We start from the raw sequence: 11312 nt of genomic DNA on the forward strand, positions 1-11312 counted from the left end.
GGTCGACGGCGGCCTCCAGGGTGCCGTCGACCCGGCGCGGGCCGCGGGAGCCCGGAAAGGAGCCGGCCATGCCCACTGATCTCGACGACCTGTTCACCTCGCTGGGCCGGCACGCGGACGGCATCCCGCTGGCCCCGGCGGAGCAGGCCCGGCACCGCGGGCGGCAGCGCACCCGGAACCGAGCCATGGTCGCCGCGGCTGCCGCGGTGTGCCTGATCGCCGCCGGCCTGGGCGTTGTCCTGGTGCGGCACGACCGGCAGTCCGCGCCGGTGACGTCGAAGCGCACGTTGCCGACGGTGGGCGCGCCGGTCGAGTTCGGAGACCAGGCCCGGGCCGCGACCGTGGCGGGCACCGACGGCCGGCTCTACACCGCCTGGCAGACCCTCAACGGCCAGATCAGCATGAACGCGGTGGAGTTGCGCACCGGCGCGGTCGCCTGGCCGGCCCGGCCGCTGGGCAGCCGCACCGATGAACTGCTCGCCGTCAACTTGCTGCCGCGGGCGCTGGTGGTCACCTTGCGCCACGGTTCCGCCAACACAATGCACATCTTTGATCCCGCCGACGGCCGGGAGCGGTGGGCGTTGCCCTTCGAGCCCGGGGACGACGTGGTCCGGCACGAGTCCGTGGTGGTCCGGGCGTCGGCGAACGGCCGTACGGAGGCGTTCGACTGGGCGAGCGGGGTCCGTCGCTGGCAGCAGCCGGCCCCGGCCGACCGGCCGGTGTACTCGATGGGCACCTATCTGGACCGCGACGAGGACCTGTGGCTGGGCCGGCCGTTCTACTTCACGGACGACCGGCTGGTGCAGGTCACCCGGGCGGGCAAGGTCCAGGTCCGGGACATCACGACCGGCGAGCTGAAACGTACGGTCGCAGCCGCGCCGCCGGACACCGACCCGCGCATCTACTTCGCGTACGACGGGTGGCTCTACAACGACGAGCACGAGTGCTGCGAGCAGAACGGCTTCCGGGTACGCGCGACGGACCTGCGCTCCGCTCAGGACAGTTCCAAGGTGGTGTTCACCCGGGGCCCTGGACATCAGCTCGACATGCTGCAGATGTGCGGTGAGCTGCGGGTCTGCGTGAGCGACCAGGACCGCAACGCCACGGGTACGGTCTCGGTGCTGGACGCGGCGACCGGCCGGCAGCTGTGGCAGGTGCCCGGGGCGAAGAACGGCACCTCGGTCTCCACCGTGCACGGCTACACGCTGGTCGGCGGGTCCGGCGGCCAGCTGGTGGTCTACGACCGGGACGGCAAGCGGGTCTTGTCGACGCCAGAAGGCTCGGTGTCCTGGCTCGACACGGACACACTGCTGCTGCGGCCGAGTCTCGTCGCCGGGCCGGCCAGCAGGCTCACGCTTCCGGACGGGAAGGTGACCGTGCTGGGTGAGGTGCCGCCGGCGTCCGACGCGTGCGCCTGGACGCCGGAGCGGCTGGCCTGCCCGGTCGGCACCAGCCTGCGGATCTGGAACCTCAGCGGATGACCGCGCCGCGCAGCACGATCCGGCTCGGGGCGCGGACCACCCGCAGGTCCCGGCGGGGGTCGGCCTCGTAGACGACCAGGTCGGCGAGGCCACCCTCGACCAGGCCGGGGAAGCCGAGCCAGGCGCGGGCCCGCCAGGAGGCGGCGGCCAGCACATCGGCGGCGGGGATGCCGGCCTCGTGCAGCAGCAGCATCTCCTCGGCGGCGAGGCCGTGCCGGATGCTGCCGCCCGCGTCGGTGCCCACGTAGATCGGCACGCCGGCCTCGTGCGCGGACGCCACCACCTCGGGGAAGCCGTCGCGCAGGGCCAGCATGTGGTCGGCGTACCCGGGGAACTTGGCCCGGGCCTGGTCGGCGATGCCACCGAAGGTCCGAATGTTGATCATCGTGGGGACCAGGGCGGTGCCGCGGCGGGCCATCTCGTCGATCAGCTCCAGCGACAGGCCGGTGCCGTGCTCGACCGAGTCGACGCCGGCCCGGACCATCTGCGCGACGCCCTCCTCGGAGAACGTGTGCACGGCAGCCCGGACACCGGCGGCGTGAGCGGCCTCGACGGCGGCGGCCATGGTGGCGGGATCCCAGGACGGGGCGAGGTCGCCGACGGACCGGTCGATCCAGTCGCCGACCAGCTTCACCCAGCCGGTGCCGGCCTTGGCCTGGGCAGTGACGGTCGCGACCACATCGGCGGCGTCGACCTCGACGCCGATGTCGCGCAGATAGCGCCGGGTGGGCGCGACGTGCCGGCCGGCGCGGACCAGGCGGGGAATGCCGGGCTCGTCGTCGAGCTCGGGATACGGGTACGGCGAACCGGCGTCCCGCAACGCGAGCACGCCGGCGTCCCGGTCGGTGTGGGCGAGCTCGCGGGCCTGATCGAGGCTCTCGATGGGCTTGGCGCCGTACTGGATGCCGAGGTGACAGTGCGCGTCGACCAGCCCGGGAACGACGAACCCGCCGTCACTTATGGTCTCGGCGCCGGCGACTGGCTCGAGGGTGATGCGGTCCCCCACCAGCCAGAGATCGCGGACCTCGTCATCGGGCAGCAGAACCCCACGCACATGCAACGCCATGCGTATGTCCTACCCGATCAACACCTCACCTGTCCCGGCGGGCGACCCGGCGGATGCGGTCGCGTTTGCGGGTCCAGGCCGGGAGATCCAGGGTGATCTCCCACGGCTGGTCGACCGTGACGAATTCGTCCGTGTGGAGTCGACGCTGGTACATCCCGTCCGGGCCCAGGCAGAACTGCGTAAACGTCACGCGCTCGACCAGCGGATCGATGATCCAATAGGAGGGGATGCCGACCTCGGCATATTTCTTCAGCTTGGCCTCGCGGTCACGGCTCTGCGACGACTTCGAGACGACCTCGACGACGAGCGGCACGTCGGCCGGCAGCACCGGGGAATAGCCGGCGCCTTCCTCACGGATGAGCATGACATCCGGGCGCAGCTCGTCGTGCCGGTCGATCAGGACCGCCTGCTCGATGTTGATGATGAACTCGTCCGGGCAACGCTCCTCGATCGCGCTGCCCACTCTCATGCTCAGGAACTGGTGGATGGGAAGGGCCAGAGGGGTCAAGACAAGCCTTCCGTCGATCAACTCATAGCGAAGATCCTGGGGAAGGTTCGCGATGTCGTCGACGGTCAGGTCGTCACGGCGCAGCAGATCGAGCTCGGCCGGGAACAGCCAGCTCAAGGGCGCGGAAATGGTCATCGGCTCCTCCTTGAAGGGATCGACGTTGACCATACTAGCTCCATGCCTAGTTGTCGTATGCCAATATCAGCGCTTGTCGTCGCCGGGCTTTTTGGGGTTGTTGAGCTTGTTGAAGTCGATCTTCGGGAGCTTGAAACCCGGCGGCAGCCCCTGGGCCCCACCCAGCGCGTTCGGGTCCAGGCCCGGGGGCAGCTGCGGCATGCCGCCCGGGAAGCCGCCCGGCATCCCGCCACCCACGCGCGGACGGTTGCCGCCCTTGGTGCCCTTGCGCTTGTTCTTCGGGCTCTTGGTGGCCTTGCGGCGCCCACCACCCGGCAGGCCCATCATGCCGCCCATCTGCTTCATCATCTTCTGCGCGTCGGTGAAGCGGTTGAGCAGCTGGTTGACGTCCATCACCGTCACGCCGGAGCCGTTGGCGATGCGGACCCGGCGGGAGCCGTTGATGATCTTCGGGTTGGTGCGCTCGCCCGGGGTCATCGAGCGGATGATCGCCGTGACGCGGTCGAAGTGGCTGTCGTCGAGTTCGGCGATCTGGTCCTTCATCTGGCCCATGCCGGGCATCATGGCCAGCACGTTGGCGATCGGGCCCATCCGGCGCACCGCGATCAGCTGGTCGAGGAAGTCCTCCAGGGTGAACTGCTCGCCACCGAGCAGCTTGGAGGTCATCTTCTCCTTCTGATCCTCGTCGAAGGCCTGCTCGGCCTGCTCGATGAGGGTCAGCACGTCGCCCATGCCGAGGATGCGGCTGGCCATCCGGTCGGGGTGGAAGACGTCGAAGTCCTCGAGCTTCTCGCCCGTGGACGCGAACAGGATCGGCTCGCCGGTGACGTGCCGCACCGACAGCGCGGCGCCACCGCGGGCGTCGCCGTCGAGCTTGGAGAGGACCACGCCGGTGATGCCCACGCCGTCGCGGAACGCCTCAGCCGTGGTGACCGCGTCCTGGCCGACCATCGCGTCGATGACGAAGATGACCTCGTCCGGGTCGACGGCGTCGCGGATGTCGCGGGCCTGCTGCATCATCTCGGTGTCGATGCCGAGGCGGCCGGCGGTGTCGACGATGACGATGTCCTTCGCCGTCCGCTTGGCGTGCTCGATCGAGTCCTTGGCCACCTGGACCGGGTTGCCGACGCCGTTGCCGGGCTCGGGGGCGTACACGTCGACGCCGGCCCGGCCGCCGAGGACCTGGAGCTGGTTGACCGCGTTGGGGCGCTGCAGGTCGGCCGCGACCAGCAGGACCTGGTGGTTCTGCCCCTTGAGCCAGCGGGACAGCTTGCCGGCCAGCGTGGTCTTACCGGAGCCCTGCAGACCGGCCAGCATGATCACCGTGGGCGGCTGCTTGGCGAACTGCAGGCGCCGGCCCTCGCCGCCGAGGACGGTGATGAGCTCCTCGTGGACGATCTTGATGATCTGCTGGGCCGGATTGAGCGCCTGGGACACCTCGGCGCCGCGGGCCCGCTCCTTCAGATTGGCGATGAACGACTTGACCACCGGCAGCGCGACGTCCGCCTCGAGCAGCGCGAGACGGATCTCGCGCGCGGTGGCGTCGATGTCGGCGTCGGTGAGCTTGCCCTTGCCGCGGAGCTTGGTGAAGATCCCGGAGAGGCGGTCGCTCAAGGTGTCAAACACGGCGCAACTTCCCGTTGGTCAGAGGTGAGGAGATGACCGCAAGCCTAGCCGCCCGCTCGCACGCTCACCGGTTGCGCATCCGGTACGTCTTCGCCGCCGCCTCGATCCGCCGCTGGTTGCGGGTGCCCGGGGCCAGCGAGCGCTTCGCCCGGCCGTACAGGTAGACCCCGCCGCCGACCACGACCGCGCCGACGATCAGGTAGGCCAGCGCACCGACCAGCACCTGCAGCAGCTGGATCGCGATCCAGCCCACCACGATGACGCCGGCGATCGTCGCCACCAGGTACGCGATTGCTTTGCCCATCTCAGCCTCCCGAAGTGATACCCACCCGTTGTCCACCATGCCTCGCCCACGCAAGCGGGCGCATCGGGGCGGACCCGTAGGGGTGGCCGGGCGGCGTTCGGCCCCGCCACCTGCATAAATCACGTATACCGCAGGTAACAGGCGCAACTTCTGACATAGCACAGATGTCCGAAAAGCCGACATCGACCGCAACCTTCTGATGAATCGGGCCGTTGAGGCACGAGGAACCGGGCGGCTGATCGATCGGCCCCGACGAACATCCGGCGGAAGGACTACGGCGTGCCCCTGCGGCGGATCCTGCGACTGGCGCCCTGGGGAGTCCGGGCGCGCATCCTCAGCACGGTCCAGCACCGGGTCCTGCCCCACGTCGCGCCCGAGCAGCGCCTCGGGATGGCCCGCCGGATCGTGCACCTGTCCGCGCCGCCCCGGCTGCCGCTGATGCGCACCGCGACGGACGCCCCGACGATGCGGGTCCGGGCCGGCCGCGGCTGGGTCACCGCACGCCGGGACCCGGCGGCCAGCCCGGCCGAGGTACGGCGGCAGAACCTGGACCGCGTCATCGCCGCCCTGGAAGCGGCCGGCGTCGACTGGTTCCGGGTGCCCACCCGCGCGCTGCTGCACACCGCTGTGGCCGTACCGGTGCAGCACCGGGCCCTGGTGGTCCGCACGCTGGAGGAACTCACCGGGGCCGGCACCGGGATCCTGCAGGTCGTGCGGCCGCGCGGGCACCAGGGCCGCCGGGCCCGGCGCACCGCGGAGATCCTGCGGGTGTGCTGGCCGGTCACCGATCCGGGCGGCAGCCTGCTGCTCGGCCTCGACGTGGGCTGCGACATCGAGTTCTGGCGCCAGCAGGACGGCGTGCTGTCCGGGCCGCGGGCCAACCCGATCGCCGACGTGATCCCGGCCGACGAGCCGGTGGTCCGCGCCGGCGAGCCCGCCTTCGGCGCGTTCAGCGCACCCGACGATCCCGCCCGTTACCGGACCCGGGAGATCTTCACGACGCCGAGCCTGGACCGGATCAGCTTCCCGATCGACGCCGTCTACACCTGGGTCGACGGCGGCGACCCGGCCTGGCAGTCCCGCAAGGCCGCCGCGCTGGCCACCAACACCTGGCTGCAGGGAGCCAGCAAGCTCGCCAACAACGACTCCCGGTACGCCTCCCGCGACGAGTTGCGCTACTCGCTGCGCGCCCTGCACTGCTTCGCCCCCTGGATCCGGCACGTCTTCCTGGTCACCGACGACCAGGTGCCGGCCTGGCTGGACACCACCCATCCGCGGATCACCGTGGTCAGCCACAAGGAGATCTTCGGCGAGACCGGCACCCTGCCGACGTTCAACTCGCAGGCCATCGAGTCCCGGCTGCACCGCATCCCCGGGCTCAGCGAGCACTTCCTCTACCTCAACGACGACGTGTTCCTGGGCCGGCCGGTCGGGCCCGAGCTGTTCTTCACGCCCGGCGGGCTGACCCGCTTCTTCCCGTCCACCGCGCTGGTCGACGCGGCGCCGCGCAGCCCGACCGATCCGCCGGCCGACTCGGCCGGCAAGAACAACCGGGAGCTGATCCGGGCCGCCTTCGGCCGGGTGCTGACCCGCAAGATGAAGCACACCCCGCACCCGTCGCGGCGCAGCGTCATCGCCGAGATCGAGGAGCGCTTCGCCGAGTACGTCGAGGCCACCGCCAACCACCAGTTCCGGCACCCGGACGACATCTCGCTGCTGTCGTCGCTGCAGCAGTACTACGCCTACCTCACCGGGCGGGCGGTGCCGGGCACGATCCGGTTCCGCTACACCGACCTGGCCGCGCCGGTGACCCCGTTCAAGCTGGCCGACCTGCTGCGGCACCGCAACCTGGACGCGTTCTGCCTCAACGACATCGACTCCGACCCGGCCGTGGCGGCCGACCAGGAGGCGATGCTGGCCGACTTCCTGCCCGCGTACCTGCCGTTCGTCTCGCCGTACGAGCTGAGCTCGCCGCGGTCCGCCACCACCGCGCCGCCGGCCCCGCCCGCACTGCCGGGCCGTCAGGTCGGCCGCGCTGCCACGGCCGTCCCCGGCCCGCTGCCCGCGCAGCACGACCGCAACCGCGGCACCGGAGAACAGAGCTCCACCAACACGCCCGTCGCCTGACCGGCGCTCGATCAAGGAGATGCATCCCGTGAGGTACGACGCCGTCATCCTCGGTCTCGGTTACGTCGGCCTGCCGCTGGCGCAGCAGGCCATCCGGTCCGGCCTGTCCGTGCTCGGCTTCGACGTCAACGCGGCGGTGGTCGACGCGCTCGGCGCGGGCCGCTCGCACGTCGACGACCTGTCCGAGGCGGACGTGGCCGAGATGCTCGCCGGCGGCTTCCGGACCACTGTGGACGAGAGCCTGATCGCCACCGCGGACGTCGCCGTGATCTGCGTGCCGACGCCGCTGTCCGACGGCGACGGGCCGGACCTGCGCGCGGTCACCGGCGCGACCGAGGCCATCGGGCGCAACCTGCGCCCGGGCATGCTGGTGGTGCTGGAGTCCACGACCTATCCCGGCACCACCGACGACGTGGTCCGGCCGCTGCTGGAACGGCTCTCCGGCCTGGTCGCCGGGCGCGACTTCCACCTCGCGTTCTCGCCCGAGCGGATCGACCCGGGCAACGAGCAGTTCGGCCCCCGCAACACCCCGAAGGTGGTCGGTGGCTACACCGCCGGCTGCACCGAACGGGTGGCGCAGTTCTACGGGCGGTTCATCGACACGGTGGTGCGCACCCGGGGCACCCGTGAGGCCGAGACGGCGAAGCTGCTGGAGAACACGTACCGGCACGTCAACATCGCGCTGGTCAACGAGATGGCGCGGTTCTGCCACGAGCTGGACATCGACCTGTGGGACGTCATCCACGCCGCGTCGACCAAGCCGTTCGGCTTCCAGGCGTTCTATCCCGGGCCGGGCGTCGGCGGGCACTGCATCCCGATCGACCCGAACTACCTGAGCCACAACGTGCGCAGCAAGCTGGGTTACCCGTTCCGGTTCGTGGAGCTGGCCCAGGAGATCAACGCGACGATGCCGGCGTACGTGGCCCGGCGGGCGCAGAACCTGCTCAACGCCGACGGGCAGGCGGTGCACGGGGCGCGGGTGCTGCTGCTCGGGGTCACGTACAAGGCGAACATCGCCGACCAGCGCGAGTCGCCTGCCACCCCGCTGGCCCGGCAGCTCGCCGCGCTCGGCGCGAAGCTCAGCTACCACGACCCGCACGTGCTGCGGTGGAGCGTCGGCGACGTGGAGGTGCCCCGCACGGACGACCTGGAGGGCGCAGCCGCGGCCGCGGACCTGGTGATCCTTGTGCAGCACCACCGCGAGTACGACGCCGACCACCTGGCCGGCATCGCCAAACGGTTCTTCGACACCCGGGGCGTGACCCACGGCGCGGAGGCGCACCGACTGTGACCGAGATGAGCACCGCGCCGGTCACCCCCGCGCCCCGGCGGCACCGGCCCACCGGCTCCGGACCGGGCGTCACGCCGGCCCCGGAACCGGCCCGGCACCGGCGGGACATCGAGGGACTGCGGGCGGTCGCGGTGCTGCTCGTGGTCGCGTACCACTGCGGTCTGCCGTTCATCGGCGGCGGTTACGTCGGCGTCGACGTCTTCTTCGTCATCTCCGGCTTCCTGATCACCGGGTTGTTGCTGCGCGAGGCGCAGCGCACCGGCCGGGTCTCGATCCCGCGGTTCTACGCCCGGCGGGCGCTGCGGCTGCTGCCGGCCTCGACCGTGGTGGTCGTCGCGACGGTGGCCGCGTCGGCGCTGTGGCTGCCACCGCTGCGGTTGTCGGAGATCGTCTCGGACGCGCTGCACACCTCGATCTACGCGATGAACTGGCGGCTGGCCGCGATCGGCACCGACTACCTGAGCGCGGAGTCGGCCCCGTCGCCGTTGCAGCACTTCTGGTCGCTCGCCGTGGAGGAGCAGTTCTACCTGGTCTGGCCGCTGCTGCTGCTCCTCGTGGTGCGCCGCGGCGGACGCGGGCTGACCACGGTGCTGGCCGTGCTGACCGCCGGTTCGCTCGCGGTGTCGATCTGGCAGACGCAGCACAACGCCGGGTGGGCGTACTTCGGGGCGCACACCCGGGCCTGGGAGCTCGGCGCCGGCGCGTTGCTCGCGGTCGGGGCCGACCGGCTGCGGCGGCTTCCCCCGCTGCCCGCGAAGCTGCTGATCGGCAGCGGGCTGGGCGCCGTGGTGGTCGCGGCTCTGAGCTTCACCGCGGCGACGCCGTTCCCCGGGTACGCCGCCCTGCTGCCCGTACTCGGCACCGCGGCCGTCATCGCCGGTGGTTGCGCCCGCCCGGCCGGCCTGCTCGGCGCACCGGTGCTCCAGGTCATCGGCCGGCTCTCGTACTCGTGGTACCTGTGGCACTGGCCGGTACTGCTCATCGCCCCGTTCGCCCTCGGCCGCCAGCTCACCGCCGCGGAGAACGTACTGGTCGCCCTCGGTGCCCTGGTGCTGGCCGCGCTGACGTACGCGCTGGTGGAGAACCCGGTGCGGCACCTCGCCGCCCTGCGCGACCGGCCGTGGCGTGGCCTGACCGCCGGCGCGGTCGTCTCGCTGCTCGCCGCCGGACTGTGTGTGCTGATCACCGTGCTGGTGGGCAGCACCGGCGGCACGGGTTACCGGGCGCCGGCCCTGACCGGCGTGGCCAAGCTCCAGCAGAACCTGGCCCTGGCCGCCGGGATGCCGGCCGTGCCGGCCAACCTCACCCCGGCGCTGGCCGCCGCGGCCAAGGACAAACCCCGCCTGTACGCGGACAAGTGCTCCCCGGCGTTCGCGGACCCCGAGGTGAAGACCCCGTGCGCCTACGGTGACCTGTCCTCGCCCACCACGGTCGTGCTGTTCGGCGACTCACACGCCGGCCACTGGTTCCCGGCGCTGGAGGCGATCGCCCTGCAGCGGCACTGGAAGCTCGTCGTGGTCACCAAGAGCGCCTGCTCGGCCGCGGACGTGGTGATCTACGAGGACGCACTCAAGCGGCGCTTCACCGAATGCGTGCAGTGGCGCCGGGCGGCCTGGCGCCACATCCGGTCGCTGCGCCCGGCGAAGGTCATCATGGCCTCGACCCTGCCCAACGCCCCGCTGCTGGACGTGACCGGCTCGCTGGACGACGCCTGGTCGGCCGCGTGGCGCCGCTCGCTGGACGCGGTCAAGGGACCGGGCACCGAGGTGTACTACGTCAACGACACCCCGTGGCAGGCCCGCAACGTGCCCGACTGCCTGTCGGCGCATCTGGACAATCCCGCGGCGTGCGCCCGCAGCCGGGCCGACGCGGTCCAGTTCCGCAAGCGGCGGGCGCTGGTGGCCGGAGTGGCCCGGGCCGAGGGTGCGACGGTCATCGACCCGCTGCCGTGGTTCTGCACCGCGACGACGTGTCCGGTCATCGTGGGCAACCTGCTGGTCTACAAGGACCAGCACCACATCACCACGGCGTACAGCCGGTTGCTCGTACCGCTGCTCGCGGAGGCGTTGCGGCGATAAGGCTCCCGTTCCGCAACCGGCCGGCGCCGCGCCCGCAACCGCGGTACGGCAGGCAACTGGGCGGCAACTGAGCACTCACACCAAGGCACCTGAAGAGGCATCAGCCAACCCTGCGGGACTTCCGAAGGGAATGGCGTACCTGGCGAACAAGACGTCCAGGCGGTGTTCCTCGAAAGGTTGACCCGTGCAGAAGACCCTGGTCCGTCGCCTCGCCACCCTCGCGATGATCCCCGCCGCACTGCTCGGCATGGTCGCGATCGCCACCCCGGCCGAGGCCGCCACCGTCTCCTTCACCACGCTGCAGACCCAGGTCGTCAGCCTGTCGAACAAGGAGCGGGTCAAGGCCGGCTGCAAGGGCCTGCGGGTCAACGCGGAGCTGCTGTGGGCGGCCCGGGGCCACAGCAAGTACATGGCCACGACCGGCAAGTTCAGCCACACCGGCTCGGCGAGCTCCACGTTCGTCGCCCGGGCCAAGGCGGCCGGCTACACCGCCGCCCGCAGCGAGAACATCGCGTGGGGCTACCGCAGCGCCGCCGAGGTCGTCAACGCGTGGATGAAGAGCCCGGGTCACCGCCGCAACCTGCTCGACTGTGGCGCCAAGACGTTCGCCGTCGGCGTCGTGTACTCCGCCAACGGCACGCCGTACTACACCCAGGACTTCGGCAGCCGCTGACCGCGGCGCCGCCCAGGCTTCAC

9 protein-coding genes are annotated in these 11312 nt (G+C 71.2%); 5 read left to right on the forward strand and 4 right to left on the reverse strand.

Annotated elements, in window-relative coordinates; genetic code table 11:
* The first annotated feature begins 68 nt into the window (after window positions 1-68).
* Window positions 69-1481: a PQQ-binding-like beta-propeller repeat protein gene (locus tag AB0C29_RS16195; protein WP_360820862.1), complete on the forward strand. Its 1413-nt coding sequence runs from the start codon at window positions 69-71 to the stop codon at window positions 1479-1481.
* Here AB0C29_RS16195 and AB0C29_RS16200 read toward each other — a convergent pair.
* The 4 genes from AB0C29_RS16200 to AB0C29_RS16215 all read right to left on the reverse strand — a co-directional run bounded on the left by AB0C29_RS16200 (window position 1471) and on the right by AB0C29_RS16215 (window position 5120).
* Window positions 1471-2547, reverse strand: coding sequence for an amidohydrolase family protein (locus tag AB0C29_RS16200; protein WP_360820864.1), 1077 nt, complete (start codon window positions 2545-2547; stop codon window positions 1471-1473). The two genes, AB0C29_RS16195 and AB0C29_RS16200, sit on opposite strands and share 11 nt — an antisense overlap.
* A 25-nt stretch (window positions 2548-2572) precedes the next feature.
* A complete protein-coding gene (locus AB0C29_RS16205; RefSeq protein ID WP_360820866.1) occupies window positions 2573-3223 on the reverse strand; it encodes a Uma2 family endonuclease in 651 nt (216 codons plus the stop codon).
* Window positions 3224-3256: 33 nt separating this feature from the next.
* Complete coding sequence (ffh, locus tag AB0C29_RS16210) at window positions 3257-4816, reverse strand: signal recognition particle protein (RefSeq protein WP_360820868.1); 1560 nt, start codon at window positions 4814-4816, stop codon at window positions 3257-3259.
* 64 nt (window positions 4817-4880) lie between these two features.
* Complete coding sequence (locus AB0C29_RS16215) at window positions 4881-5120, reverse strand: hypothetical protein (protein WP_360549946.1); 240 nt, start codon at window positions 5118-5120, stop codon at window positions 4881-4883.
* A 279-nt stretch (window positions 5121-5399) separates the two neighbouring features.
* Between AB0C29_RS16215 and AB0C29_RS16220 the strand changes: the two genes are divergently transcribed.
* From AB0C29_RS16220 to AB0C29_RS16235, 4 genes are all read left to right on the forward strand, one after another.
* A complete protein-coding gene (locus AB0C29_RS16220; RefSeq protein ID WP_360820870.1) occupies window positions 5400-7247 on the forward strand; it encodes a stealth family protein in 1848 nt (615 codons plus the stop codon).
* Between the two features lie 19 nt (window positions 7248-7266).
* Complete coding sequence (locus AB0C29_RS16225) at window positions 7267-8538, forward strand: nucleotide sugar dehydrogenase (protein ID WP_360820872.1); 1272 nt, start codon at window positions 7267-7269, stop codon at window positions 8536-8538.
* A 5-nt stretch (window positions 8539-8543) separates the two neighbouring features.
* On the forward strand, window positions 8544-10616 hold the full coding sequence (locus AB0C29_RS16230) for an acyltransferase family protein (RefSeq protein WP_360820873.1): 2073 nt from the start codon (window positions 8544-8546) through the stop codon (window positions 10614-10616).
* A 184-nt stretch (window positions 10617-10800) separates the two neighbouring features.
* On the forward strand, window positions 10801-11289 hold the full coding sequence (locus tag AB0C29_RS16235) for a CAP domain-containing protein (protein WP_360549954.1): 489 nt from the start codon (window positions 10801-10803) through the stop codon (window positions 11287-11289).
* Window positions 11290-11312: the final 23 nt, after the last annotated feature.

Source organism: Actinoplanes sp. NPDC048791 (assembly GCF_040650095.1).
Taxonomy (GTDB): Bacteria; Actinomycetota; Actinomycetes; order Mycobacteriales; family Micromonosporaceae; genus Actinoplanes.